Annotated in this window: 29 protein-coding genes and 1 other RNA gene; 12 read left to right on the top strand and 18 right to left on the bottom strand. The window is 60.2% G+C overall.

Translation table 11 applies throughout. The features are described 5' to 3' along the window. The first annotated feature begins 234 nt into the window (after positions 1-234). Positions 235-399: a hypothetical protein gene (locus AQ621_RS17695; RefSeq protein ID WP_173637054.1), complete on the top strand. Its 165-nt coding sequence runs from the start codon at positions 235-237 to the stop codon at positions 397-399. Here AQ621_RS17695 and AQ621_RS13480 read toward each other — a convergent pair. From AQ621_RS13480 to AQ621_RS13460, 6 genes are all read right to left on the bottom strand, one after another. Continuing rightward, positions 381-1,016 (bottom strand): 5-formyltetrahydrofolate cyclo-ligase, encoded by a 636-nt coding sequence (locus tag AQ621_RS13480; protein ID WP_058341869.1) that lies wholly within the window; start codon positions 1,014-1,016, stop codon positions 381-383. The two genes, AQ621_RS17695 and AQ621_RS13480, sit on opposite strands and share 19 nt — an antisense overlap. 4 nt (positions 1,017-1,020) lie before the next feature. Further along, a non-coding RNA gene (ssrS, locus tag AQ621_RS17405) (6S RNA) lies at positions 1,021-1,200 on the bottom strand. A gap of 61 nt (positions 1,201-1,261) precedes the next feature. Continuing rightward, on the bottom strand, positions 1,262-1,558 hold the full coding sequence (locus tag AQ621_RS13475; RefSeq protein ID WP_022988353.1) for a cell division protein ZapA: 297 nt from the start codon (positions 1,556-1,558) through the stop codon (positions 1,262-1,264). Then, positions 1,558-1,764 carry a TIGR02449 family protein gene (locus AQ621_RS13470; RefSeq protein WP_022988352.1) on the bottom strand — a complete coding sequence of 69 codons (207 nt, stop codon included), beginning with the start codon at positions 1,762-1,764 and terminating at the stop codon, positions 1,558-1,560. Before AQ621_RS13470 ends, AQ621_RS13475 begins: the two co-directional genes overlap by 1 nt. 118 nt (positions 1,765-1,882) lie before the next feature. Beyond that, the gene (locus AQ621_RS13465; RefSeq protein WP_058341868.1) at positions 1,883-3,157 is read right to left on the bottom strand and encodes an ABC transporter permease; all 1,275 of its coding nucleotides are present in this window, start codon (positions 3,155-3,157) and stop codon (positions 1,883-1,885) included. Further along, positions 3,154-3,855 carry an ABC transporter ATP-binding protein gene (locus AQ621_RS13460; RefSeq protein WP_058341867.1) on the bottom strand — a complete coding sequence of 234 codons (702 nt, stop codon included), beginning with the start codon at positions 3,853-3,855 and terminating at the stop codon, positions 3,154-3,156. The genes AQ621_RS13465 and AQ621_RS13460 overlap by 4 nt, the downstream gene beginning before the upstream one ends. Before the next feature lie 69 nt (positions 3,856-3,924). On the opposite strand from AQ621_RS13460, the gene AQ621_RS13455 reads away from it, so the two are divergent. Further along, positions 3,925-4,437, top strand: a complete 513-nt coding sequence (locus tag AQ621_RS13455; protein WP_058341866.1) for a DUF3299 domain-containing protein — start codon at positions 3,925-3,927, stop codon at positions 4,435-4,437. A gap of 2 nt (positions 4,438-4,439) precedes the next feature. On the opposite strand, the gene AQ621_RS13450 is transcribed toward AQ621_RS13455, so the two are convergent. Continuing rightward, positions 4,440-5,006, bottom strand: coding sequence for a ZrgA family zinc uptake protein (locus tag AQ621_RS13450; RefSeq protein WP_058341865.1), 567 nt, complete (start codon positions 5,004-5,006; stop codon positions 4,440-4,442). 184 nt (positions 5,007-5,190) lie between these two features. On the opposite strand from AQ621_RS13450, the gene AQ621_RS13445 reads away from it, so the two are divergent. From AQ621_RS13445 to AQ621_RS13425, 5 genes are all read left to right on the top strand, one after another. After that, complete coding sequence (locus AQ621_RS13445) at positions 5,191-5,790, top strand: UPF0149 family protein (RefSeq protein WP_036219211.1); 600 nt, start codon at positions 5,191-5,193, stop codon at positions 5,788-5,790. A 12-nt stretch (positions 5,791-5,802) separates the two neighbouring features. After that, on the top strand, positions 5,803-7,122 hold the full coding sequence (gene pepP, locus AQ621_RS13440) for a Xaa-Pro aminopeptidase (RefSeq protein ID WP_058341864.1): 1,320 nt from the start codon (positions 5,803-5,805) through the stop codon (positions 7,120-7,122). Positions 7,123-7,141: 19 nt separating this feature from the next. Next, complete coding sequence (ubiH, locus tag AQ621_RS13435; RefSeq protein ID WP_227508386.1) at positions 7,142-8,413, top strand: 2-octaprenyl-6-methoxyphenyl hydroxylase; 1,272 nt, start codon at positions 7,142-7,144, stop codon at positions 8,411-8,413. Then, a complete protein-coding gene (locus AQ621_RS13430; protein ID WP_058341862.1) occupies positions 8,403-9,626 on the top strand; it encodes an FAD-dependent monooxygenase in 1,224 nt (407 codons plus the stop codon). Before ubiH ends, AQ621_RS13430 begins: the two co-directional genes overlap by 11 nt. 96 nt (positions 9,627-9,722) lie before the next feature. Beyond that, on the top strand, positions 9,723-10,637 hold the full coding sequence (locus AQ621_RS13425; RefSeq protein WP_058341861.1) for a DUF808 domain-containing protein: 915 nt from the start codon (positions 9,723-9,725) through the stop codon (positions 10,635-10,637). Between the two features lie 19 nt (positions 10,638-10,656). Here AQ621_RS13425 and AQ621_RS13420 read toward each other — a convergent pair whose 3' ends face one another. From AQ621_RS13420 to ubiE, 9 genes are all read right to left on the bottom strand, one after another. Next, positions 10,657-11,376: a 16S rRNA (uracil(1498)-N(3))-methyltransferase gene (locus AQ621_RS13420; RefSeq protein ID WP_058341860.1), complete on the bottom strand. Its 720-nt coding sequence runs from the start codon at positions 11,374-11,376 to the stop codon at positions 10,657-10,659. Beyond that, positions 11,376-12,158 (bottom strand): twin-arginine translocase subunit TatC, encoded by a 783-nt coding sequence (gene tatC / locus AQ621_RS13415; protein WP_022988341.1) that lies wholly within the window; start codon positions 12,156-12,158, stop codon positions 11,376-11,378. The genes AQ621_RS13420 and tatC overlap by 1 nt, the downstream gene beginning before the upstream one ends. Next, positions 12,155-12,604, bottom strand: coding sequence for a Sec-independent protein translocase protein TatB (gene tatB / locus AQ621_RS13410; protein WP_022988340.1), 450 nt, complete (start codon positions 12,602-12,604; stop codon positions 12,155-12,157). Before tatB ends, tatC begins: the two co-directional genes overlap by 4 nt. Before the next feature lie 11 nt (positions 12,605-12,615). Beyond that, complete coding sequence (tatA, locus tag AQ621_RS13405; RefSeq protein ID WP_058341859.1) at positions 12,616-12,843, bottom strand: Sec-independent protein translocase subunit TatA; 228 nt, start codon at positions 12,841-12,843, stop codon at positions 12,616-12,618. An 86-nt stretch (positions 12,844-12,929) separates the two neighbouring features. Further along, entirely contained in the window at positions 12,930-13,259 is a 330-nt protein-coding gene (locus tag AQ621_RS13400; RefSeq protein WP_022988338.1) for a phosphoribosyl-ATP diphosphatase, read from the bottom strand. Positions 13,260-13,271: 12 nt separating this feature from the next. Then, on the bottom strand, positions 13,272-13,688 hold the full coding sequence (gene hisI, locus AQ621_RS13395) for a phosphoribosyl-AMP cyclohydrolase (protein WP_058341858.1): 417 nt from the start codon (positions 13,686-13,688) through the stop codon (positions 13,272-13,274). Between the two features lie 27 nt (positions 13,689-13,715). Beyond that, positions 13,716-15,359 carry a ubiquinone biosynthesis regulatory protein kinase UbiB gene (gene ubiB, locus AQ621_RS13390; RefSeq protein ID WP_022988336.1) on the bottom strand — a complete coding sequence of 548 codons (1,644 nt, stop codon included), beginning with the start codon at positions 15,357-15,359 and terminating at the stop codon, positions 13,716-13,718. Further along, the gene (locus tag AQ621_RS13385; RefSeq protein ID WP_058341857.1) at positions 15,356-15,997 is read right to left on the bottom strand and encodes a ubiquinone biosynthesis accessory factor UbiJ; all 642 of its coding nucleotides are present in this window, start codon (positions 15,995-15,997) and stop codon (positions 15,356-15,358) included. The genes ubiB and AQ621_RS13385 overlap by 4 nt, the downstream gene beginning before the upstream one ends. Beyond that, positions 15,997-16,779, bottom strand: a complete 783-nt coding sequence (ubiE, locus tag AQ621_RS13380; RefSeq protein ID WP_058341856.1) for a bifunctional demethylmenaquinone methyltransferase/2-methoxy-6-polyprenyl-1,4-benzoquinol methylase UbiE — start codon at positions 16,777-16,779, stop codon at positions 15,997-15,999. The genes AQ621_RS13385 and ubiE overlap by 1 nt, the downstream gene beginning before the upstream one ends. 116 nt (positions 16,780-16,895) lie before the next feature. On the opposite strand from ubiE, the gene AQ621_RS13375 reads away from it, so the two are divergent. Next, positions 16,896-17,174, top strand: a complete 279-nt coding sequence (locus AQ621_RS13375) for a polyhydroxyalkanoic acid system family protein (protein ID WP_058341855.1) — start codon at positions 16,896-16,898, stop codon at positions 17,172-17,174. 3 nt (positions 17,175-17,177) lie between these two features. On the opposite strand, the gene AQ621_RS13370 is transcribed toward AQ621_RS13375, so the two are convergent. Both AQ621_RS13370 and AQ621_RS13365 read right to left on the bottom strand, forming a co-directional pair. Beyond that, positions 17,178-17,927, bottom strand: coding sequence for a DUF8198 family protein (locus AQ621_RS13370; protein ID WP_058341854.1), 750 nt, complete (start codon positions 17,925-17,927; stop codon positions 17,178-17,180). Between the two features lie 84 nt (positions 17,928-18,011). After that, positions 18,012-18,935, bottom strand: coding sequence for a hypothetical protein (locus tag AQ621_RS13365; RefSeq protein WP_022988331.1), 924 nt, complete (start codon positions 18,933-18,935; stop codon positions 18,012-18,014). Positions 18,936-19,274: 339 nt separating this feature from the next. Here AQ621_RS13365 and AQ621_RS13360 point away from each other — a divergent pair, with 339 nt between their 5' ends. From AQ621_RS13360 to AQ621_RS13345, 4 genes are all read left to right on the top strand, one after another. Then, a complete protein-coding gene (locus tag AQ621_RS13360; protein WP_058341853.1) occupies positions 19,275-20,645 on the top strand; it encodes a WS/DGAT domain-containing protein in 1,371 nt (456 codons plus the stop codon). A 179-nt stretch (positions 20,646-20,824) separates the two neighbouring features. After that, positions 20,825-21,958 carry a porin gene (locus AQ621_RS13355; protein ID WP_058341852.1) on the top strand — a complete coding sequence of 378 codons (1,134 nt, stop codon included), beginning with the start codon at positions 20,825-20,827 and terminating at the stop codon, positions 21,956-21,958. A gap of 255 nt (positions 21,959-22,213) precedes the next feature. Further along, entirely contained in the window at positions 22,214-23,374 is a 1,161-nt protein-coding gene (nosP, locus tag AQ621_RS13350; RefSeq protein ID WP_058341851.1) for a nitric oxide-sensing protein NosP, read from the top strand. Next, positions 23,358-25,622, top strand: a complete 2,265-nt coding sequence (locus tag AQ621_RS13345) for a hybrid sensor histidine kinase/response regulator (protein WP_058342436.1) — start codon at positions 23,358-23,360, stop codon at positions 25,620-25,622. The genes nosP and AQ621_RS13345 overlap by 17 nt, the downstream gene beginning before the upstream one ends. The last annotated feature ends 3 nt before the right edge of the window (positions 25,623-25,625 follow it).

Here is a 25,625-nt window from a genome sequence, read left to right as displayed (position 1 = left end):
AGCGCACATGGATGTGCTCGTAGCGGTTCCCGGAAAGGTGCCCCACAACTGATTCGGCCGCCTTGCTCCGGTGCAGGCCGTCCGGTTTCGGCCGGCCTACCCTTACGTAATCGTAACCTGTCAATAATTGTAAAATTGAAGTTACGTGTTAGTCTTTCGTCTAATTCTCCAAGTCGAGAATAGCTACCTGATTTTCCAGCCAATTAGAACCAAGAAAAAACGGGACCACGTGAAATGAGAGGCAAGCCAGACATCATCCGCACCATCGTACTGATCTTTGCGGTCGGCCTTGTCATTACCGGGTTTACGTCACTTCAGGCTTCAGAAGACAAGCGCTCCGCCAGAGACGTTCCTGTGACCAGCTTCGTACAGTCAGCCAGTCAGGGCTTGAACCGGTAACGACGCTTATCCGTTACCACCCCGTGTAACGGTACATCCCACGGCTCGATGGGCAGTTCCCTTACCTTCTGGAAATCATGGGCCAGGCCAATCAGCTTGGGCGCCATGCCCGGGCGAATACGGCTGAAGGCGAACGTACGGTCGTAAAAACCGCCGCCCATGCCCAGCCGGCCCCCGTTTTCATCAAAACCTACCAGCGGAAACAGCACAGCATCCAGTGCCCATGCCGGCCTGCGCCTTGAGCGCGGGAACGGCGGTTCGGGAATGCCGAAGCGGTTAGCACTCAGCCGGATGCCGTCGAAATAGGGGCTGAATACCAGCTTGCCCGGGTAGATCGGGTGCAGGATCGGCAGGTAAAAGTGGATGCCTTTGCGGCGAGCCAGGTCGATATACAGGTGTGGGTCGATCTCGCCGTCGTTGGCCAGGTAGATGCCGATATGCCGGGCGCGGTGCAGGTCCGGATGTTTCAGAAGGTTCAGAGCCAGCTGTTCAGAGGCTTGCTGCTGTTGCTCAAAACTCAGGGACCGGCGCTTGCGGCGCAAATGCTTGCGAAGTTCGGTGCGGGACAGGGTGTCCGGATGGGCTTCAAAGGGTTTGGGAGGGTGTAACTGCGACAAAATAAAGCTTCCCGGGCTGCCGTTATCGGATGTAGCCCTTGAACCCAAAGTTCAAGGTCGGTGGCCGCTGTGACATATCAGGCTTTCCCCCGTGGGGGACATGCTCACAATGCCCTGAAGTAGCCACCTGGGTAGTGCGCATCGGCTCGAGGACGTACCCGACCAGCGAACAGCCCAGGAAGTTGAATCCATTATACGGGCAGGGCCGGGGCCGATTGCAACCCCATTCCGGAAAGTTTCCGGAATCAGTTGCCGGAACTGCCCCCAAGGGCTTCGTCCAGGCGGTTGTCCATGGCTTTCAGGAGGCTGCTGGTGGCGTCAGACATGGTGTCACGCTCCAGCAGTTCGTGAGTAATATTCAGGGCAGCCATGACGGCAATGCGCTCGGTGCCGAACACTTTGCCGCTGGCCCGGATTTCCCGCATTTTGCTGTCCAGGTGCCGGGCTGCGCGCAGCAGGGCCTCCTGCTCTTCCAGCGGGCAGGCCACCAGGTATTCCTTGTCGAGAATCCGGACTTCAACGGTGGTTGACTGCTGTGACATCAGTGGTGCTCCAGCGCTCTCAGGCGGCCGATCATGGCTTCAATCTTGTTTTTGGCAAGATCGTTCTTGTGCATCAACTGGGCCCGTTCCCGGTTCCAGTCGTCCTGCAGCTCGCGCAGCAGGGCGTTATCCTTCTCGAGCTTCTTGCAGCGTTCAATCAGTGTGTCCAGCTTGTCCGCTAATGCCTGTACTTCGGACTGTTCCATGACGTGCCCAATATGAGTAATTTGGATGTCGGTAACTATAAGTGCCCGCACCATAACGGTCAATTTACCGCATTGTCATGGCGCCGGGGCCGTGAAGCCTGTCACTTTCAGCGGCAGGTCAGCCGCCGGATCCGGCAAATCCCAGCTTGCGGCTCTTTTGCCAGCTGCGCAAGGCCGGGAGTAACGAAACCACGAATGCCGCCACCGGTACCGAGCCCAGCAGGAGCCATTCTGCCCGGTTCAGGCCACGAAGTCCGACCTGTATGCCGTACTGCTCCAGCAGCCAGGGGCCCAAGCCGGCAATGGCGCCGGCGCCCAGCAGCAGCGCCAGGGCACAGGCCGCCAGGGCCAGTACCACGCACTCATAGCTGTACAGCGAGGCAATCAGGATGGGCGGGGCACCGGTAGCCCGCAACACCGCCACCTCCTGCTGGCGCTGGGCCTGAATGGTCAGCAGCACCGCAACCAGGCCGGTCAGGCTGGTAATGACCACAAACGCGCTGATGCCCAGCAAGGCTTTCTCAAACTGGCCCATCATGCGCCACAATTCGCTCAGGGCAACGCCCGGCAGAATGGCGGACAAGGGCTCCTCGCGATACTGGCTCAGCTCCCGTTGCAGCTGGAAGGTGAGTATCGGCTTGTCCAGCCCGATAAACGCTGCGGTAATGGCGTCTGGCTCGAAGGAGCGGGTCTTTGCCTTCTCTTCTGTCAGGGTTCGGCCGGGCAAGGCAATGCCGGATTCCCAGCCCACGTGGATGGCTTCCATGGCTTCCAGGCTGATGTAAACCGCCTGGTCTACCGGGGTGCCGGTAGGCGCCAGAATACCGGACACCGTAAACGGCAGGTCGGTATGGTTGGCAAAGCTGGTGCGTCCACCCCCGTGGGACAGCACAACACGGTCGCCAGCCTGGTGGTTGAGCTGGCGGGCCACGCCGGCGCCCAGCACCACATCGAACAGGCCAGTAAACCAGTGGCCGGCTGCCAGTTCCAGGGGCTGATCGTTGCCATATCGGAAGCGTTCAACGAACTGTGCGTTAGTGCTTACTACCCGGTAGCCCCGGTAGCTGTCGCCCAGTGAGACCGGAACCACCCAGTCTATACGCTTGTCCTGTGCCAGCTTCTGGTAAGTGGACCAGCGGATGTTGTTGGTGGCATCGCCAATATGGAAGACCGAATACAGCAGCAGGTTCAGCTGGCCGCTGCGGGCACCAACAATCAGGTCTGTTCCGCTGATGGTGCTGGTAAATGACTGCCGGACTTCAGTGCGAAGATACTGGATTCCGAGCAGTAGCGTGACGCTCAGGGTAAGGGTGAGGCAAACCAGTGCCAGTACCTTGCGCCGGTACCACAGGCTGGCGGTTGCCAGGGAGAGTGCCAGTCGGACCTTGCTCACGGCGTACCTCCCAGGGCCAGTTGATGGTGGAAGTGGCTGGCCAGGCTTCTGTCGTGGCTGACAAACACCACCGAGCATTGCCGTTCCCTGGCCAGCGTCAGCAGAAGATCCAGGAAGCGGTCGCGGTTGTCGGTGTCCAGGGCGGAGGTTGGCTCGTCGGCCAGAATGATTTCCGGCGCGCCGATCAGCGCCCGCGCGGCGGCCACTCGCTGCTGCTGGCCGATGGACAGATTGGTAACCCCGTGGTGCCAGTGGCTCTCGGGGATACCAAGTTCCTTCAGCAGTTCGCTGGCAGCGGTATCCGGGTGCCGGTCGGCACGGGCCCGGCGCAGCGCCGATAACCGGCAGGGCAGGGTCACATTGGCCAGCGCACTCAGGTAAGGCACCAGGTTGAACTGCTGGAAGATAACGCCCATATGGTCAGCCCGGAAGCGATCCCGGGCGCCGGCCCTCATGGCACTGGTTTGCTGCCCCAGCAGGCTGACCGCACCGGTTTGCGGCGTCTGCATGCCGGCCAGCAGGCCCAGCAACGTGCTTTTGCCGGTGCCACTGGGGCCGTGCAGAAACAGGTGTTCGCCTGCGGCCAGGGAAATGTCAGGAAAAACGAGCGGCTGTTCCCGGCCTGGCCAGCGAAACATCAGGTCTCGGGTCTCTATGGCCGGGCAGGCCGATCTGGCGGTTGCTGTACTGCTGTTCATATCGGTCTGGTCGGTTGCGTTGTATGATGTGGGCCGTGTTGTGAATCACCCCGATTGGAGAGGCCGTCCATGCCAGTGTATCCGAAGTCCCGGGCATTGTTTGCCTGCCTTTTGCCGCTGATGTTGCTGCTGTCATTATCAGCCCGGGCCGAGCTCCGGGAAATCGACTGGCTGGAACTGATGCCGGCCGAAGACCTGGCATTGCTGGAAAGCATGCCTGAGGTGGAGCACGAAGGCGACGGCCCGGTTTTGTTGCCCGACGAGATCATGACGGGCCGGGTTGTGCCGGAAATGGGCGATGTCGAAGGCCGTATTCCGGGCTTTGTGGTACCCCTGAAAACCACCAGTGACATGCGCATCCTCGAGTTCTTCCTGGTGCCTTACTACGGCGCCTGTATCCACGTACCGCCACCACCGCCGAACCAGATTATCCATGTGAAATACCGCGAAGGCTTCACCCTGGAAGCCCTGTACGACCCGGTCTGGATTGAAGGCAAGCTGGTGATTGAGCGTACCGAAAACGACCTGGTTACTTCGTCTTATTCCATGGTGGCGGAGTCTGTAGAGCGTTATACCGAGTAAGTTTACTGCCCCGGCCGGAAACGGTTGTCGGACCGGGTCAGCCGGGTGCCACCCTGGCCCTGCGCCGAAACCCACTGCACATTCAGGTGCTCCAGGGTCGGGTAGGCGTCCAGTATGGGTGCGGTGAAGGCGGAAGCATCTGGCAAGGCGTCGCATCGCAGGCTCTGGGTGATTTCCAGGTCGGAATGGTTTGCGTGGGCGTCCTGGTCATGCCCTTGGTCATCGTGAGCTTCGTGCCCTTCCCAGCCGGTATGCAGTTCCGAAGTGGTCACCCGGCAGTTGCCTCCTTCGGTGTTGATCAGGGCATTCGCGGCCACCCATTCGCGCAAACCGTCCAGTTTCTGCCGCTGTTCCTTTGTGCGGGGCTGGTGTTCAAAGCCCAGCAGGTTCCAGGCCGGCGACTCCAGCAACAGGTCAATCTGTTCACCGGCAAAGGCAATCTGGAGTTCGGCATGGCCATGCTGGTGAGCGGCCGGGTTATCCTGTGCCATGGCAGGTGCCGTCATGGTTGCCAGGCCAAGGGCCAGGATCAGTCTGGGGGAAGCGAGCAAGGGCAGGCGCTTTCGCATCGGGGGAATCTCCGGTGTTTTGATATGTTATAACATTTTTCTCCTTTGGCCCGGTAAAAGCAAGTGCCGATCTGGCCGGCCCGTGCCAGCACAGCGCCGTAATGCTAGGATAGACACCTCAAACAGACGGAGCGGCCGGGCAATGGCCCCGGCAGTCTCCCCCGAAACAGGAACCGGTTTTTTCATGTCTGAAAGCGATACTTCAGGTGCCGCCCGCGCTGCCGAATTCGAACGTTGGGCTAACGTCTTCACGGCCCACAAGGCCTTCAGCCACCCCTCCGAACTGCACGGTGTTCTCTGTGGTCGGCTGGCGGCCGGCACCCGTATTGAAGAACAGCAGTGGCTGGCCATGGTGTGCGAGCACATGGGGCTGGCGGATCAGGCCATGGAAGAATCGGATGACCTGGCGCCGTTTATGTACGGTGCCTACGAGAAAACCCTGGCGCAGCTGCAGTCCAGTGAGATGACCTTCCAGCCCCTGTTGCCGGATGACGACTATGCCATCGAGCAGCGCCTGGAAGCCCTGATCGCCTGGGTGCGAGGTTTCCTCGAGGGCATGGCCCTGGCGGCCGGTGCTTCGCTGGGGCAGGCTCCGGATGAAATCCGTGAACTGATTGAAGACATGGTTGCCATCAGCCAGCTGTCGGAAGACGAAGAGTCCGACGACGAAAGCGAGCAGCAGCTGCTGGAAATTACCGAATACGTCCGCCTGGGTGCCCTGGCGGTGTTTACCGAATTCAATGAGCCGGAGAAGCCGGCTGGCGCAACGCCCACCCTGCACTGATCAGGAGACAGCATGGCCTCAATGATTCCGATGAAAGAATTCGCCGACCGCCGCCGAAAACTGATGGACCGGATGGCTCCGGACAGTATCGCCATTCTGCCGGCAGCGCCGGAGCGTGTGCGTAACCGGGATGTTCTGCATCCGTTCCGCCAGGACAGCGACTTTCAGTACCTGACCGGGTTTGGCGAGCCGGAAGCGGTACTGGTATTGATTCCGGGCCGGGAACACGGCGAGACCGTGCTGTTCTGCAAGGAGCGTAACCCGGAAAAAGAACTCTGGGATGGTTTCCTGGTGGGGCCCGAGGGGGCCATTGAGCGCTATGGCCTGGACGATGCCTTCCCGATCGGCGATATCGACGACATCCTGCCTGGCATGATTGAAGGCCGAAGCCGGGTGTATTACCCGCTTGGCAAAGACCCGGTCTTCGATAACCGGGTGATGGACTGGGTGAAGGTCATCCGTAGCAAGGTGCGGGCCGGTGCCCATCCGCCCGGTGAGCTGGTGGCCCTTGAACACCTGCTGCACGACATGCGCCTGTACAAGAGTGCAGCCGAAGTGAAAGTGATGGCCAGGGCCGGGAAAATCAGCGCCGAGGCCCATTGCCGGGCCATGAAGCGGGCCCGCAAGGGTGGCTATGAGTACAGCCTGGAAGCCGAACTGGTCCACACCTTCATGGAACACGGTGCCCGCTCCACGGCCTATCCTTCCATCGTGGGTGGTGGCGCCAACGGCTGCATCCTGCACTACATCGAGAACAGCGCGCCGCTGAAAGAGGGCGACCTGGTGCTGATCGATGCCGGTTGTGAGCTGGACTGCTACGCTTCTGACATTACCCGCACCTTCCCGGTCAGCGGCAAGTTCAGCCCGGAACAGACAGCCCTGTATAACGTGGTTCTGGATGCCCAGTACGCCGCCATTGATGCGGTGCGCCCCGGTAACCACTGGAACCACCCCCACGAGGCGGCCCTGAAGGTGCTGACCCAGGGGTTGATAGATCTGGGGCTGCTGTCCGGCAGCCTGGACGATGCCATTGCCAGTGAAGCCTACAAACCGTTTTTCATGCACCGCACCGGCCACTGGCTGGGGCTGGATGTGCACGATGTGGGCGACTACAAGGTAGGCGATGCCTGGCGCCAGCTGGAACCGGGTATGGCGTTGACCGTAGAACCCGGGCTGTACATTGCGCCGGATAACGAGAACGTAGAGGAAAAATGGCGCGGTATTGGCATTCGCATCGAAGACGATGTGGTGGTAACCAAAGACGGCTGCCGCGTGCTGACCGACGCGGTCCCGAAAACCGTGGCCGATATTGAAGCCCTGATGGCGGACTGAGCCTGTGACCGAACCCCGGATGGATACCGACCTGATTATTGCCGGTGGCGGCCTTGCCGGCGCCACCCTGGCGCTGGCCCTGGCCCGCGTGGTGCCGGAATTGCGGGTGACCGTGGTGGAAAGTTTTCCGCTCTCGCCCGATGCCCTGCCGGACGACTACCAGCCCAGCTACGACGCCCGTTCCACGGCGCTGGCCTGGGGCTCCCGGCTGATCTTCGAAGAGCTGGGTTTGTGGGCAGCGTTGTCGGAACACGCCACGCCCATCCGGAATATTCATGTGTCTGACCGGGGCCGGTTCGGCGCCACCCGTCTGGATGCTGCCGACCATGGCCAGCCGGCCCTGGGTTATGTGGCGGACAACCGCTGGATGGGGCTTTGCCTCATGCGGGCGCTGCTGGAAACCCCGGTAAGCTGGCAGGCGCCGGCAGAAGTGGTTGGCATGACGCCGATCCCCGGTGGCGTTAAGGTCAGCATCCGTAAAGAGGGTGAAGAACAAGCCCTGACCGGCCAGTGCCTGGTGGTGGCCGATGGCGGCCGTTCCGGACTGCGGGAACAGTTGGGCTTTGTGACCCGAACCGAGGACTACGGCCAGAATGCATTGATTGCCAACGTGTCGACCAGCGATTCGCACGGGTACACCGCGTTCGAGCGTTTTACCGATTCCGGCCCCATGGCCCTGTTGCCCCATGGTTCGCCGGTGCGGGCCGGGAACCAGTCTGCGCTGGTGTGGACGCTGACTGACAGCGCGCTGGAGCAAATACTTTCGGTGTCTGACGATGAAAAATGCCGGCGACTCCAGGAACGGTTCGGCTGGCGTCTCGGGCGCTTTACCCGCATCGGTCAGTGCAATCATTACCCGTTGAAGCTGGTAACTGTAGACGAAGCCGTGCGCCCCGGCGTGGCCCTGGTGGGCAACGCCGCCCATGCCCTGCATCCGGTGGCCGGGCAAGGCTTTAACCTGGCCCTGCGTGGGCTGATGACGCTGGTGGAACAGTTCCGCAAGGCGGTGGATGCCGGTGTGTCGATCGGTGACCTGTCTGTGCTGGGTGAATACCAGCGCCTGCATCGCCAGGACTGGCAGCAGACAGTGCAGTTCTCTGATTCCCTGATCCGTGTTTTCGGGCAATCCCTGCCACCGCTGGCTGCCGCCCGGGATGCCGGCCTGGTCGGGCTGGACCTGGTGCCCGGAGCCAAGCGCTGGTTTGCCCGCAAGGCCATGGGCACCGGTGGCCGCAAGCCGGTGATTTCAGCCGCTGAGTCTTTGCCGGAGTCCGAACACCATGACCGCTGATGCCCCAACACAGCAATTCGATATCCTGGTCGTCGGTGGCGGCATGATCGGCTCCGCACTGGCCCTGGGCTTGTCCCGCCAAGGCTGGCAGGTGGGTCTGATTGAAGGTGCCCCGGCCGCAAGCCTGATGGCCCCGGCCGAACCCGCCAACTCGGTTGACGACTTCGAGCCCCGGGTCAGCGCGATTTCCCTGGCCAGCCAGCGCTTGCTGGAAGAGCTGGGAGCCTGGCCGAAGGTACAGGCCAGCCGCCACTGTGGTTATCGGGAAATGACCGTGTGGGACGGTGACGGCACTGGCCGTATTCATTTCGATGCGGCCGAACTGCACGCCCGCAGCCTTGGCACCATCGTCGAGAACCGGAACATCGTTCGCGCCCTGTTCGAAAGCCTTTCAGACAGCTCGGTACAGTTGCTGGATGGCGTGCGGGTGAAAGCCTGGAGCCGGGAGCAGGGTGTGGAGCTGGAAGACGGCCGGCGCCTGGCTGCCAGGCTGGTGGTGGGCGCAGATGGCGCGCTTTCGCGCTTGCGCCAGTGGAGCGGCCTGGCAACCCGGGAATGGGATTACGACCAGCAGGCCATCGTGTGTACCGTCCGCACCAGCCAGAACCATCGTTACACGGCGTGGCAACGGTTTTCTCCCACCGGGCCACTGGCCTTCCTGCCGTTACTGAATGAAGCCGGGGATGAACACTTCTGCTCCATTGTCTGGTCCCAGGACACCTTGGAAGCCCGCCGTCTGATGGCGCTGGAGACCGAGAGTTTCCGGAAGGAGCTGGAAGCCGCCATCGAGCGGGAGCTGGGTGAGGTGTTGGCGGTTTCCCGGCGCTTTGCCTTTCCCCTGCGCCAGCGCCACGCCAAGGATTACATCGCCGATGGCCTGGCCCTGGTGGGCGACGCCGCCCATACCATCCACCCGCTGGCCGGGCAGGGTGCAAACCTGGGCTATGGCGACGTGCGTGCGTTGCTGGAGGAGCTTGGGCGAGCCAGGGCACTTGGCCTTGCTCCGGATGATGCCTCCGTGCTGGCCCGTTATCAGCGCCGGCGCAAGGGTGAGAACCTGACCATGATGGCGGCGATGGAAGGTTTCAAGCAGCTGTTCGCCCGGGATGAATTACCCGTGCGCTGGCTTCGGAACACCGGCATGCGCTGGCTGAACCAGCTGGCGCCGCTGAAAAACCGCATTGCCGCGGAGGCGATGGGCATTGATGCCTGACCTGTCCGGTTCTGAGTGCCCGGAACTGTTTTCCCGCTCCGGGTTTTCGTAAACTTCGGTCTTTCCCTTCTTGTCGAATTAACAAAGGAACTGTTTATGGCCGGCTCCAGCCTGCTCGTTTTAATCGATGACATTGCGACTGTCCTGGACGATGTAGCGGTCATGACCAAGGCTGCCACCAAGAAGACCGCAGGTGTGCTCGGGGACGACCTGGCCCTGAACGCCCAGCAGGTAACCGGCGTAAAGCCGGCCCGTGAAATACCTGTGGTTTGGGCGGTGGCCAAGGGTTCGTTTATCAACAAGGCGATCCTGGTACCGGCGGCACTGGCCATCAGCTTCTTCGTGCCCTGGCTGATCACCCCTTTACTGATGCTGGGCGGCGCTTTCCTGTGCTATGAAGGTTTCGAAAAGCTGGTGCACAAATTCCTGCACAAGGAAGAAGAACAGAGGCACAGGGAAGAACTCCGGGAAGCGCTGAAGAAGCCGGAAGTGGACCTGAAAACGGTCGAGAAAGACAAGATCAAAGGCGCTGTTCGTACCGACTTTATCCTCTCCGCAGAAATCATCGCCATCACGCTTGGCACCGTGGCGGGCAAGGGTTTCGGAATGCAGTTTGCGGTGCTGACGGTGGTGGCGCTGATGGTCACCGTTGGAGTTTATGGCCTGGTGGCGGGTATTGTGAAACTGGACGATGCCGGTCTCTACCTGAGCCAGAAAGCGAGCGCCATGGCGCAGAAAGTGGGGCACGGCATACTCTGGCTGGCGCCCTGGATGATGAAAACCCTGTCGGTACTGGGCACCATTGCCATGTTCCTGGTGGGTGGCGGTATTCTGACCCACGGCATTCCGGCGGTGTACGACGCCATTCACCATGTGGCCGGTATGGTCTCATCGGTGCCGGAGGTGCTGGTCACCACGCTGGGGGATGGCCTGTTCGGATTGCTGGCGGGGGCTGTTCTGGTACTGGTTATTACACCGCTTTCGAAGCTTTGGCAGCGCAAGGCGGCGTAACCTTCTCACGCCTGCCAGTTCACAGGCAGGCGTCAAACAATCGGCTGACCAGCACCGGTACAGCGGTTTCTACCCGCAGGATACGGGGGCCGAGGTGCACGCCCTGGCAGCCGGCTTCCTCCAGCTTGCCCACTTCGTAATCGGTAAAACCACCCTCCGGGCCGATGCACAGGGCGGTAGGTTCGTTCAGGTGGGTGGGGCAGGGCGCTGCCATGCCGGGGTGGGCGACCAGTGCCCGCTTTCCTTCCAGCAATGCCGGTAATTCGTCTTCCACGAAGGGTTTGAACAGTTTGCGGATATGCACCTGTGGCATCACCGTGTCCTTTGACTGTTCCAGGCCCAGTGTGAGGTTTTCCCTCAGACTGTCGTCTGACAACCAGGGCGTTTGCCAGAAGCTCTTTTCCACCTTGTAGCTGTTGATCAGCCAGATATCTTTCACGCCCAGAGAGGCGCAGGTTTGCAGTACCCGGCGGAACATCTTGGGGCGTGGCATGGCAAGGATCAGGGTCAGCGGCAGGGCGGCCGGTGGCGGGGTCTCCAGCGTTAGCTGCAGTTCCGCTTCGGAGTCGTTCAGCTTGAGGACTTCACCGTACCCCATCAGGCCGTTGACCCGGCCCACCGGAATGCGGTCGCCGGCACTGGCCTTGAGTACGGTTTTCAGGTGTTGCAGCCGGCGACCCTGAAGCCGGGCACGGTCCGGGCTGACGAAGTCTTCGTCCAGCAGCAGGGCCAGGTTCATCAGGCTTCCGGTTCGTCTTCGGCGGCCTGTTCACGCTCGCGATAGGCCAGGCGGCCAAAGATGATGCCAAACTCGAACAGAATCCACATAGGCACCGCCAGCAGAGTCTGGGAAATGATGTCTGGCGGGGTCAGCAGCATGCCGATGATGAAGCAGCCGACGACCACGTAGGGGCGCTTGGCCGCGAGATCCTGCGGCGTGGTGGCGCCGGTGAGGATCAACAGTACGGTAGCAATGGGAATCTCGAACGCCACACCAAAGGCGAAAAACATCTTCAGCACGAAGTTCAGGTAGCTGGTGATGTCCGGCAGTTCCACGATGCCTTCCGGGCCGATGGCGGTAAAGAAACCGAACACCAGCGGAAACACCACGAAGTAGGCGAAGGCGGCACCGGCATAGAACAGGATGACCGAGGTGAACAGCAGCGGGAATGCCAGCCGCTTTTCATGGGCGTACAGGCCCGGCGCCACAAAACTCCAGAGCTGGTACAGGATGACCGGGATGGCGGCAAACACTGCCAGCACCAGGGCCAGTTTCAGGGGCGCAAAGAACGGCGAGGTGATGTCGGTGGCGATCATCATCTGGCCCACCGGCAACAACTCCCTCAGGGGCTGGGACAACAGCAGGTAGAGATCGTTGGCAAACGGGTAGATAACGGCGAAGCAGATAATCACTGCCAGCACCATTTTCAGTAATCGGTTACGCAGCTCGAGCAAATGCTCGATCAGGGGCATCTCCTGTTGTTCAGAAGATGCTTGATTGCCGTCTGGCTTGGCATTCATGAACGATGATCCGGTGAACTCTCAGTCGATGGGCCGGGCTCGGCGTCGGCGCTGGATGTGGTGTTTCCCTGATCCGCCGGGGCTGTTGCCGAATCCGGGCTGCTTTCCTCCGGCTTGTTAACCCGGCGGGTAGCGGGAGCCGGGCGGGTTTTCCTGGAGCCGTCGTCCAGGATCATGTGCTCGTACTTCTTGGCCTCATCCAGGGCGCCTTTGACCGTCTTCTGCACATCATCCAGGCCGACATCGCCGGCCTTTTTCAGCTCCTTGCGCAACTCTTCGGCTTTCAGCTCGCGGTCCAGCTCCGAGGTGAACTGGCCAACCATGCGCCGGGCGCCGCCAATCCAGCGGCCAGCCGCCCGTGCAGCGCCGGGCAGCCGTTCAGGGCCCAGCACCAGCAGGGCAATAATGCCGCAGATCAGCAGCTCAATGAAGCCGATATCGAACATTCAGTGGTTGCTCAGCTCTGCTTTTCCCTGGGCTTTTCTTCGGCCTGGGCCTGTTCGGCTTGCTGGCCCTCCAGGTTATCCTGGTCAGCCTGCTTCTTTTCTTCTTCGTCGCTCATGGACTTCTTGAAGCCACGAATAGCACCGCCGAGATCGGAGCCGATATTGCGCAGTTTCTTGGTTCCGAACAACAGGATAACGATGCCGAGTACGATAAGAAGTTGCCAGATACTGATACCCATGAGGGTTCCTCGTTCAATTGTTTCTGTTACGTGACATTGTACGCCAACGATTACCTCAGGCGGAAATCCCCGTTAGGGGTACTCCCTCAGGATTGCCGTGACGCTTTTTCTTCCAGGCCGGAGAGGTCGAACCGGTTGGCCAGCTCATCCAGGATATCCTGCGGGCCCAGGCCCAGGCTCGACAGCATGACCATGCTGTGGAACCACAGGTCTGCTGTCTCGTATACCACATCCCGGGTTTGTCCGGAATGTTCGGCATCCTTGGCGGCCAGCAGGGTTTCGGTGCACTCCTCGCCAACCTTCTCCAGAATCTTGTTCAGGCCCTTGGCATGCAGGCTGGCCACATAGGAGGTGTTCGGGTCTGCCTCTTTTCGGGCTTCCAGTACATGCGCCAGGCGCTCCAGTACATCGCTCACGGTGTCTGCTCCTCAGTTGCTGCCATAGATGGCGTTCGGGTCTTTCAGTACCGGTTCGGCACTCACCCACTGGCCATCTTTCAGGGTCCGGTAAAAACAGCTACGCCGGCCAGTATGGCAGGCAATGCCACCTTTTTGTTCGACTTTCAGCAGGATTACATCGGCATCACAGTCCAGGCGGATATCCCTGAGCACTTGCTGGTGCCCGGAGCTTTCGCCCTTGCGCCAGAGTTTGCCGCGGGAACGGGACCAGTACACCGCCTGGCCTTCCTGAACGGTCAATGCCAGGGACTCCCGGTTCATCCAGGCCATCATCAGGATGTCGCCGTTGTCGGCGTCCTGGGCGATGGCCGGTACCAGGCCGTCGTCTGTCCATTTGATGTCGTCCAGCCAGTCAGGCTGTAAGACGTTATCGGGGGAATCTTGCATTTGTGTGAATCCTGAAAATCTTTGTGTTCACCGGCTACCCCGGAGCATGACGCCTGCGGCTGCGGCAAGCAATGCCCAGCTCCACACCGGCATGTCGGTCACCAGTTGCTGTGCCTGCGGATGGCTGCTGCCCACGGCAATCACGGCCAGTACGGCGGCGATAAAGCCCCGGCGCCAGCGCCGTTCACTGCGCAGTTGCTGTTGCTTCATCAGCTCCAGTGTTGCCCGGTTCTGCTCTTCGGTCGGGCCGCTGCCGCGCAGCTGTAACAGGGCATCGTGCACCAGTTGCGGCATCTCGGGAGACTGCTCCAGCCAGGACGGCAGGTGCGTTTGCAGCGACTTGACCAGGCCCGCCGGGCCGATGCGCTTGCGCATCCAGTCCTCAAGGAACGGCTGGGCAGTACTCCACAGATCCAGTTCCGGATACAGCTGGCGGCCCAGGCCCTCCACGTTCAGCAGGGTTTTCTGCAGCAGCACCAGCTGCGGCTGCACTTCCATGTTGAAGCGGCGCGCGGTCTGGAACAGGCGCAACAGGAAGTGGCCGAAGGAGATGTCTTTCAGTGGCCGCTCGAAAATAGGCTCACACACAGTACGGATGGCGGCTTCGAATTCGTTCACCCGGGTATCCGGCGGTACCCAGCCGGACTGGATGTGCAACTGCGCCACCTGGCGGTAATCCCGGCGGAAGAACGCAAGCAGGTTGCGGGCCAGGTAGCTTTGATCGTCCGGGGCCAGGGTGCCGACAATGCCGAAATCTATAGCAATGTATTTCGGGTCTGCCGGGTTGGAGATGTCCACAAAGATATTGCCCGGGTGCATGTCGGCATGGAAGAAACTGTCCCGGAACACCTGGGTGAAAAAGATCTCGACGCCTTTCTCAGCCAGTACCTTCATGTTCACGCCGGCGTTTCTCAGGGTATCCACATCGGCAATGGGAATGCCGTGGATGCGCTCCATCACCAGTACGGACTTGCTGGTGTAATCCCAGTCGATGAAAGGGATGTAAATCAGCTTGGAGTTTTCGAAGTTGCGGCGCAGCTGGCTGGCGTTGGCGGCTTCGCGCTGCAGGTCCAGTTCGTCGTGGATGGTGGCATCGTAGTCGGCCACCACATCCACCGGGTGCAGGCGCTTGCCTTCAGACCAGTACTTTTCCAGCAGCCCGGCCATCAGGTACATCAGGCCCAGGTCCTGGCGGATAACCCTTTCGATGCCGGGGCGCAGCACTTTTACCACCACTTTCTGGCCATTGGGCAGGGTGGCGGCGTGTACCTGGGCTACCGAGGCCGAGGCCATCGGGTCCGGGCTGAATTCCGCAAACAGTTCTGACACCGGTGCGCCCAGGGACTTCTCGATAATGCCCCGGGCCTGGTCGCTGGGGAAGGGCGGCACCCGGTCCTGAAGCTGTTTCAGGGATTCGGCCATGTCGTCGGGCAGCAGGTCCCGGCGGGTAGAGAGAATCTGGCCGAATTTAACGAATACCGGCCCCAGTTCTTCCAGTGCCAGGCGCAGGCGGTCGCCACGGCTCAGCTTCGGTTGCGGAAACAGGTGCCAGGGCGCCAGCAGGAAAAAGACCTTCAGGGGCGTGGGCAGTTCCGACAGGGGCAGAAACGTGTCCAGCCGGTAGCGGCAGAATACCCAGGCAATTCGGAACAGGCGTTGCAGGCGGGTCACAGGGTCTCCGTATCGTTAATGCTACCGGGTGCTGCCAGCTGGTTCAGGCGAGCTTCCAGCCGCTCGGTGCGCAGGTTCAGCTCGTCGATGTCCTGAAAGGTGGCTTCCAGTTCGCGCCGGCCGGGCAGGGTGCGGCTTTCTTCGTGGATGTATTCTTCCACGTTGGCGTTCATGGTGCTGACCGCCTGCCGGCTCCATTTCGCGGCATTCCTGATACGCTGGCCCAGAAAGTGCGCGGGCACATCGCCGATGTGCCGGGCCATGGCGGCTTCCCAGTCGGGCTGCAGCTGGTTCAGGGCCCGCTGGAACTGGTGGGCCAGGGCGGTGTCGCCCTGTACTTGCAAGCGCTCGTCGGCAAAGACCCGGTCATCACCCAGCGCCAGGGCCGCGAAGGCAACCGGCCGGCCGCTGATCTCCAGTGCGGGGTCGTCTGCCGGCTGGCTGCGTACCTGTACCCTGTCGGCCACGGGTTCCAGTGTCCAGCTCATGGCCACCGGCGCGGTCAGGCTGAACTGAACCGGCCCTGCCAGTGCCTGCATCAGGGCCTTGTGGCCGGCAGGATCCAGCTCCAGGGCCCGGTTCAGCGCAGCTTCGATAATGGCGCTGATAGCAGACAGCAGGGTAGGGCCGGGAAACATCAGGGCTTGATTCCCACGTGCAGGGCCACGATGCCGCCGGTCATGTTGTAGTACTTGCAGTTCACCAGGCCGGCGTTTTCCATCATGCCTTTCAGGGTTTCCTGGTCCGGGTGCATGCGGATGGACTCGGCCAGGTACTTGTAGCTTTCGCTGTCACCGGCGATCAGCTGGCCCATCAGGGGCAGGGCGGTGAAGGAGTAGGTGTCGTAGGCCTTGCTCAGCAGCGGGTTGGTGGGCTTGGAGAATTCCAGCACCATCAGTTTGCCGCCGGGCTTCAGTACCCGGGCCATGTCGCGCAGGGCCTGGTCTTTGTCGGTGACGTTACGCAGGCCGAAGGCAATGGAAACCGCCTGGAAATTGTTGTCCGGGAACGGCAGGTGTTCGGCATCGGCCTGGACATATTCAATGTTGCCGGCATAGCCCCGGTCGGTCAGGCGGCTGCGGCCTACCTGCAGCATGGAGGCGTTGATATCGGCCAGCACTACCTTGCCGGACGGGCCTACCAGGTCGGAGAATTTCATGGTCAGGTCGCCGGTGCCACCGGCAATGTCGAGTACCTGGTGGCCGGGGCGAACACCGCTGAGCTCGATGGTGAAGCGCTTCCACAGGCGGTGGATGCCCATCGACATCAGGTCATTCATGAGGTCGTATTTGCCGGCCACGCTATGGAAAACCTGGGCTACCTGGCTGGCTTTCTGGCTCTTCGGTACATCGCGGAACCCGAAATGGGTGACGTCGTCCTGGCCGTTGCCGGGAGTGCCCGGTGCTTGCTGCTCGCTCATGGGTGTTCGTCCTGTCAGAATCTAAGGTTGGTATTCTAACCTTTGAGGGGTTGGCTACAAGTTTATTGCCGGCTTACACTGTAAAACCGTTTCCAAATCACCGAGAAAACTGATTCATGTCTGTTATCGATATCCATCGCGCCCATTCCCTGGACAAGGCCCATGCCCGAGAGGCCGCCGAAACCCTGGCCAAGGACTTGTCCCGGCAGTTCGACGTTAACTATCAGTGGGAAGGCGACCTGCTTAAATTCAAGCGCAGCGGCGTGAAAGGCCAGCTGGACATTGCCGAGACCGACCTGCATATCCGCCTGGAACTGGGCATGATGCTGCGGCCGTTCAAATCCCGCATCGAGCAGGAAATTCATTCCCAGCTGGACCAGATCATCCAGGCCTGACCGCTACAGGTCGCCCGGCAGCGTAAACGGCTCCGGGTGGCCTTTCAGTATGTTCTCCATTACCTGCCTTTCCCGGCTGATCAGCCGCTCGATCAACAGATCTACCTTGTCCATTTTCCGGAAAGCGCTGTAACCCCGGTGCAAAAAGCTGTGCAAATCGCCCAGTTCCGCCATTTCCGCCGGCCCCCGGGTCATCGACAGCAGCCAGCCCAGTGTGCGGTTGCGTACATAGCGGTCGAGCTGTTGGCCGGTATCGGAAACCAGTTCCAGTTGCCGGTGCCGTGCCGGAAGTTGCCCGCTGGCCCGGTAGCCTTCGCACCAGCTTGCTGGGGTGATCGAGCCGGTATCCATGCCTTGCCGGTCAAACCATTCGGCGAGTTCCAGGTCCAGGCTCTGGGTCAGCAAGTTCAATTCGACCAGGCCGGCAAAGGTGGCCAGTAGGTGGTCGGGCAGCCACTTCACCATTTTCGGGAATACGCGGTCGATGTTGTCGTCGCGGCGGGTCATGCCGGCCGGGGCGTAGAGGTCGGTCAGCAGGAATTCCAGGCCGGTGTGATAGCCGGGGTGGCGGTACAGGTCCTGGTGGGTAGTTTTCAGGCGCTCGGCCTGCCAGTCGGCAATCCGGCGGGTGTCGTCCAGCAGCGGGCTGGCAGCTTTCAGTTGCCGGAAGTCGTGGTACTCAAGCAGCAGGCGCTTGAGCCTGTGGGCGTTTTCTGACTGCACTTCCGTTGCGACCAGGCGCTCACGATACATGCCGGGACTCCATCACACTGAACCTGAAACCGCGCAGTTTAACGGAGCCCCGCAGCCGGTGCACCCGGAATCGGGGCCAGGAATTCAGCCTTGTGCGGCGGCAGGCAGGGTTTCAAAGCCCGGTACCCATTCCTTGCTGTCCAGGGTGATGAAGTGGCTGGGTGCCCCGGTTTCAACAATCCGCATGGTGGTGGGGCTGGTGCGGGCGCTGGCCAGCATGGCGGTGCGGTCCAGAATGCGGTCGGTGCCGGGAATCAGGAAGGTGCCATGGCGCACATGCTGGTACACGGAACTGTCTGTGCGGGCCATCCACTCCATGATGTTCTCGATGTTGCGAACAATGGTGAGGTGATCCTTGGTGGCGTAGAACAGTTTGCCCAGCAACTGGCGCTTGCGCGGGTTCATCTTGCCGAAGAAGGTCTGGCCATAGGCTGACTGCGGGGCACTGTTGATCAGGCGGATCAGCCAGGGCCACATACCGTGGCTGACCGGTTCCAGAAGCGTGGTGACCAGGGCGTGCAGTTTGCCCTGGGGCAGTACCGGGGCTTCCAGCACGACTTCCGCGTCTTCATAGAGTTCCGGCCACTGGCGGATGGCTTCCAGAATAACCGCGCCACCCCGGGAATGGCCGTGCACCCGGATGTTGCGGGTGGTGGGCAGGTTCTGAAGGGCCTGGTTCAGGATGCAGGCATCGTATTCGATGGTGCCTTCAAGGTGTTTGATGGGCACTTCCCAGTCTGGAGTTTCAGGCGTTACGCCATTCACCGGTATGTGGTAGTTGCTGCAAGTGAGCAGGATCAGTTCGGTTGTAGGGGCGTCGTAGGCCTGGGTGAAGTAGCAGTGGTTTTCCAGAAAGCCGTGTACGCCGATCACGGTCTGTTCTGCCGCGCCGCTGTGGTTCCGCACAGACACAGCGCCCTTGCCAACCCGGAATACCCGGCCGGAAAACATTTCCGAATAGGCGTTTTCGATGGGTTTGATCAGCTTGCGAACATGACTGGCTTTCATTGTTCATCTCCCCCCGGCACAGCTTCAGGCTTTTTTTGGAATTGGATAGCCGGTTTAGCTTTTGTACCCCGATCGGCGTGCGGGTGTAGTGGCACCAGTGCCCGGATTTTTGGTGATTCGGGGCCAATCAGGCTTTGCGTCGTTCAGTTTATAACCATTGCATCAAGCCATATAGCGAGTATAGAAGCGAACAGTTAATCGCGTGTAACTTTTTGTAAGCCTGTGCGCGGTATCCACACGATGGAGCCGGATGAACGACTCTGGCACAATGCCGGATTGGCTTTTCACCAGTTTACTGACCGGGGACCTTCAGGTTTGAACCAAGAGCACTCGCATCTCATGCTGCCTTCGGATTCGGCCTGGCTGGCTTTGGAACGGCCGGACAACCCCATGACCATCACCATCATGCTCCGGGTGGACGGGCTGACCGCCGGCCGTTTCCGGGAGTTTCTTGAGGTTTACTGGTCGGCCTGGGAACGCTTTGGTTGCCGCCCGGTGTGGAAAGCCCCGGCCTGGTACTGGCAGCCAGACGCTACCTTTAATGTGGCGCACCACCTGGATGTGGCGCTGGACCGGTTTGACCAGCACCAGCTGCAGGACTGGGTGTCTGCCCGGTTGAACGACCCCCTGCCGCTTTATCGCCCGGCCTGGAAATTCTGGCTGGCCCCTAACGCCGAAGGCGGCGCTGCCCTGCTGCTGCGATTGCACCATTGCTATGCCGATGGTTTGTCGCTGTTGAGTATTTTCGACCAGTTGTGCCCGGCGTCGCCCCGGCAATACCCGGCGGTATACGGCGCCCCGGAGCAGCCCCGGGTAGGGCGCTGGCTGGAAACCGCCCAGCAATGGCTGGGCTCACAGCTTGCCCGCTGCGGCGCCACCACACAGACTGATTCAGAAAAGCCGGAGACCGGCCTGGAGCAAACCCTTGCGGCCCGCACCGTACAGAACGGGGCGCGACTGATGCATGAGCTGAGCGAATTCCTGGCCGAGGAAGAAGATTCCCCCTCTGATCTCAAGCGGCCGCTGGCCGGCCAGCGCAATTGCCGGTGGTCGGCTCCGGTGCCGCTGGAGCGCTTTCGCGCCATTGCCCACCAAACCCGCACCACCATCAACGATGTGCTGCTGGCCTGCGTGGCTGCAGCGGTACGCCCGCGGCTGGGCATGACACCGGAACAGCTGGACGATGCGGTGATGCACGCCGCCGTGCCGGTAGACATCCGCACCCGCTTGCCCGAAGGCATCAAGCCCGAAGCCGGCGAGCCCGGCAACTGCTTCGGTACCGTGTTTGTGCCACTGCCGGTAGATGGCGAAAGCGCCCTGGAGCGGTTGTTCCGCATCAAGCATGAAACCCGCAAACTCAAGAAGAGCTGGCAACCGGGCCTGGCGTGGGGCCTGACTGCCTGTGCCTCCCTGCTGCCAGACATCGGCCGCAAACCCCTGGCCGATCTATTCTTTCGCAAGGCCTCGGCCGTGGTTTCCAACGTGCCGGGCACTCCGGAAACCCGTTACCTGGCCGGTTGTGCCATCACCGAACAGATGTTCTGGGTGCCCCAGGCCGGCGATATCGGGTTGGGTGTGAGTATCGTCAGCTACGCCGGTCAGGTGCAGTTTGGTGTCGTGGCAGACGAGGCCATTTTGGCCAACCCTCATGAGTTTCTTGATGACTGCTTGTCTGAACTGGACCAGTTCCCGGGTGGTCTTTCCACGTAGTCGTACTTCCAAAGTTTCATTTCAGATGCCTCCCAAATGAGCAGAAAACCTGCTCGCTGGAAGCATTCCCCCCTCTTGTTGCATCACCGACCATGGAAATCAGGCATCAGACCTCGCCTGGAGCGATCGGATAACCGGTCCTCTTATCCCAGATTTCCAAAAAAACAACCGGGGGATGTATGAAAAACAACAACTTCAGAAAGTCAGGGTTGGCCATTGCCATGATGGCGGCCATGGGAGCCAGTGCCGGAGCCAATGCGGCCATTGAACTGTACAATGAGGACGGCACCAGCTTTTCGGTGGATGGCTACTTCAATGCGTTTTACGTGAACCGTGATGACAAGCAGAAAGACGTTCGGGATTCCCGCATCAAGATGGGCTTTCTTCCTAACACCATCGGTTTCAATTTCAGCAAGGAAATGGGTGATTTGACCCTGGGCGGACGGTCGTCGTTCTGGACCACAATCAACGACAGTCTGGAAGGTGGTAAAGCGACAGACACCGCCATCGACGTGCGCCAGTTCTACGCCACGGTAGACGGCGATTTTGGTCAGGTACTGATCGGTAAGGACTTTGGTCTGTACGCCCGTTCTAACATTTTTCTCGATGAAATCTTGATGGGTTTCGGTTCCAAAGGTTTGGATGCGGGTGGCGTCTCCTTCGGCAACATTCGCGCTGGCTATCCCTACCCGACACCCTCCGCCCAGATTACCTATCGCTCGCCGGATATGAGCGGCCTCAAAGTTGCGGTCGGGGTACTGGATCCCGCCGATACGGTGACCGGTTCCGATGATGAAAACGCCGCACCCCGCTTCGAGTCTGAGATCACCTACAGCGCCAACCTGAACGACGTTGCCCTGACGGGTTGGGTGAATGGCCGCTACCAGTCTGCCGAAAATGGCACTACGACTGTGGACAGCACTGGGCTTGGATACGGCATCAAGGCTTCGGTTGCTGGACTGACCCTGGCCGCTTCCGGTTTTACTTCCAAAGGAGATAATCCTGTTCTTGCGGTTAACGCTCCTATTCAAGAAGAAGACGCTGACGGTTTTCTTGTTCAGGGTTCCTATGCCTTCGGTTCTAACCGTGTAGTGATTTCTTATGGTGAAACTGATGCAGACCCGAACGGTCTTGGTCCAGCTGGTCTCGGGGACTTCGAGACTGAGAGCACCACAATCGGGCTTTTCCACGACGTTAACAGTAACTTCAAGCTGGTGGCCGAGTACAACATGTTCGAGCAGGAGCGCAAGTCCGATGGTACAAAACAGGAAGACGCCAATACTCTGGCATTGGGTGCCGTTGTGATGTTCTGAGGAGCTTCGCTCCTGTAAATGGTATCGCAGGCAACCGGCAGGATGCCGGTGCGCCTGCGATGGCCGTCTCAGACTAAAGTGCCGGTTTGCTCTTGCCAAAACCTGGCTGCGTCACCGGACATTGATTCAAGGGGAATATAGTCAATGGCTTACGGAAGATTTGGCGCGCCGACAAAGTGCACTGAAGTCGCATTGGCTGGTGGTTCAGGAGGCGTAGAATCGGTATCAGATTCCCGCATTCCGAGCAGGCTACCGATGAAGCCAGTCAGTCAGTTACCCGCAGTGCGAGTCGCCAGTTCCAGCGTCCGCAAGCCCGAGCTGGCTGCCGCAGAGCTTGCCAGGCAGCTTGTGCACGACAACCTGGGTTGCGTGCTGTTCTTCTGTTCTGTTGAGTACGACCTGCAGAAACTGGGCCCGGCTCTGCAAAAAGCCTTCTCTGGTGTGCGTGTCTACGGTTGCACCTCGGCCGGTGAGATTACCGAGCAGGGATACGACCGGGGCTGCATCAGCGCCATCGGGTTTGATGCCCGCTACTTCGCTATCGATTGTGCTTTGATTCGGCAGCTGGACCGATTCACCTTGCAGGACGCCCAGGGTGTCATTGACCAGATGCTGGCCACCTGCCGGGATGCCAACCTGGCGCCGGTCAAGGGTAATACTTTCGCGATTACCTTACTGGACGGGCTTTCCAGCCGGGAAGAGCTGGTGCTGGCGACCCTCAATGCGGCTTTAGGCACAATCCCTCAGTTTGGTGGTTCTGCGGGGGACGACGAACGCCTGGCCGATACCCACGTTTATTACGATGGGGAATTTCACTGCGGGGCGGCCACCGTCATGCTGGTCAATACCCCGCTGGATTTCCGGGTGTTCTCGACCCACCACATGGAACCGCTGGATGAAAAACTGGTGGTTACCCGGGCTTGCCCGCAAAGCCGGACGGTATACGAGTTGAACGCGGAGCCGGCAGCCGAGGTTTATGCCCGGGCGGTGGGCGTATCGCTGGATGAACTGGACCGCAAGGTGTTTGCCCTGCGGCCCCTGGGCGTTCGAGTGGGCGGGAACTATTTCGTTCGCTCTATCCAGAGAGTCAATCCTGATCGCAGTCTCACGTTCTATTGCGCAGTGGAGACTGGCATTGTGATGACCGCCATGGCGCCGGGTTCGCTCCTGGACAGTGTACGAACCCAGATTGAAGCCTCCGAGCGGGTGGTCGGTACACCGCTGGTGACACTGGGGTGCGACTGCTTTTTACGCCGGCTCGAAGCCGAGCTGACCGGCCAAAGTGACGCCGTTTCCGAATTCCTCAAAGCGCACCGTGTGGTGGGGTTCAACACCTATGGGGAGCAATTCAACGGCATGCACATTAATCAGACCTTTACGGGGGTGGTCATTGGCCAGCCTGAGTTCAGTACCTGATCTCCCCGAATCTTCCGGCGAGTCCGCCAAGGACCAACGCATCGCGGAACTGGAGGCTGAAAACCGGCGCCTGCGTGACATCCGGGACGCGCTGATTGTTCGGGTGGAGTCTGGCTCTGCCCACAAGCCGGAGCCCTACGCGGCGTTCGAGCACTCGGTGATACTGGCCGAGCAGGTCCGTGAGCGCACGGAAGCCCTGAACCTGACCATGGAAGAACTCAAGGCCAGCAATAAAGCCCTGATGCGTGCCCGGGAAGAGGCGGAGACTTCCCGCCAACGCCTGAACGATGCCATTGAGAGCATTGCCGATGGTTTCGTGCTGTTTGACCGCGACCACTGCCTCATCCAGACCAATAGCCGGTTCCGGAGCTACTGGCGCCACGCGGGGGTGCCGGTACCCCAAGCAGGCACGCCCATTGAAGCGGTGAAAGCCCTGGCCCTGAGTTCCGGCCTGGTGGTTGAAGAGCACAGTCACGAAGACGCCGAAGGAGCAGTGTTCCTGCTCTCTAACGGCCGCTGGGTACAAATGACCGAGCGTACCACCCGTGAGGGTGGTCAGGTGGTGCTCTACTCCGATATTACCGACGTCAAGAACAGTGAAATGGCCCGTCGCATCAAGGCGCTGGAAGAAAGCGAGCGCTGGATCCGGGTCGTCACCGACCATGTGCCGGCGTTGATTGCCTATGTAGGGGCAGACCTCACCGTCCAGTTCTGCAACAAGGTTTATCAGACCTGGTATGGCCGTAATGGTGTGTCGCCACTGGGCAAGCGTCTGGAGCAAGTGCATTCCGGTGAGTTCTACCAGCGTCTGCTGCCCCAGATACTGGAAGTACTGGACGGGCACAGTGTGAACTTTGAGTTCGAGGAAACCGGCGAGCATGGTGAACAGCGGTACATGTTGCGTTCCTATGTGCCCAACAGAGATGAAACCGGCGAGGTGACCGGCTTTTTTGTTCTGATCCGAGACATCACTGAAAGGCGCAAGACCGCGATTGCGCTGGAGCAGGCCTACGACGATCTGGAGCACCGGGTGCGAGAGCGCACAGCCGCCTTGACAGGCCTGAACCAGCAACTCCGGCAGGAAATTTCGGAACGTTCTGCAGTGGAAGCCCGTCTCCGGGAAGCGAAGCAGGAGGCTGAACAGGCCAACCTGTCCAAAACCAAATTCCTGGCTGCTGTCAGTCACGATCTGCTGCAGCCGCTTAATGCCGCACGCTTGTTCACCAGTGCATTACTTGAGCAGAGCTTCGGGCCCAAGGCCGAGAGCCTTGTGCGTTCGGTCAGTACTTCGTTGGATGATGTAGAGAATCTGCTGGGCACACTGGTGGATATTTCCAAGCTGGATGCCGGAGTGATCACTCCGGACGTGACCGCCTTTGATCTCCGGGATCTGCTCAATAACATCGCCCGGGAGTTCCGGCAGATGGCCCTGGCTGAAGGGCAGCGGCTGGATTTCGTGCCCTGCTCTGCAGTGGTTCAGTCGGATTCACAGTTGCTGGCGCGGATACTGCGAAACTTCCTGACCAATGCCATTCGTTATACCGGCCAGGGCCGGATTCTGCTTGGTTGCCGTCGCGAGCATGACCACGTGTTGCTGCAGGTCTGGGACACCGGGCCAGGTATTCCGGCAGACAAGCTCACCGAAATCTTTCAGGAGTTTAAACGGATTCGCCCCAAGGGTGCCCAGGCAGACAAAGGGCTGGGCCTGGGCCTGGCTATCGTTGACAAGATTGCCCGGATGTTGGGCCATGAGATCTCGGTATCATCTGTTGAGGGAAAAGGCTCCGTATTCAGCGTCCGGGTGCCCCTCGGAGAACTTCAGCCAGCCCAACCGGCACCCCGAGGGCCTCACCTGCCGATGCTCGATAGTGGTTTGAAAGGCGCCCGGGTGTGGGTGATCGATAATGATCTGGCTATCTGCCAGGGGATGAAGACCTTGCTGGAAGGCTGGGGTTGCCGGGTCACCACAGCCGTTTCTGCCGAGGGCCTGGCAGGGCAGGTAGATGTGGCAAGGGCTCCGGTAGATCTGATACTGGCGGATTATCACCTGGATAATGATGAAAATGGCGTCGACGCGGTGGCAGTGATCAATGCTCAGCGCTCACAGCCAGCGCCGGTCCTGATGATCACCGCCAACTACACCAATGAACTGAAACAGCATATCCGGGAGCTTGGTTACCTGTTGATGAACAAACCGGTCAAACCGCTTAAGCTCAGGAGTGTACTCAATCACGTGATGCGTTGCTGAGTG

Source organism: Marinobacter sp. P4B1 (assembly GCF_001447135.1).
Classification (GTDB): domain Bacteria; phylum Pseudomonadota; class Gammaproteobacteria; order Pseudomonadales; family Oleiphilaceae; genus Marinobacter; species Marinobacter vinifirmus.
This window is presented reverse-complemented; position numbering and strand designations above follow the sequence as displayed.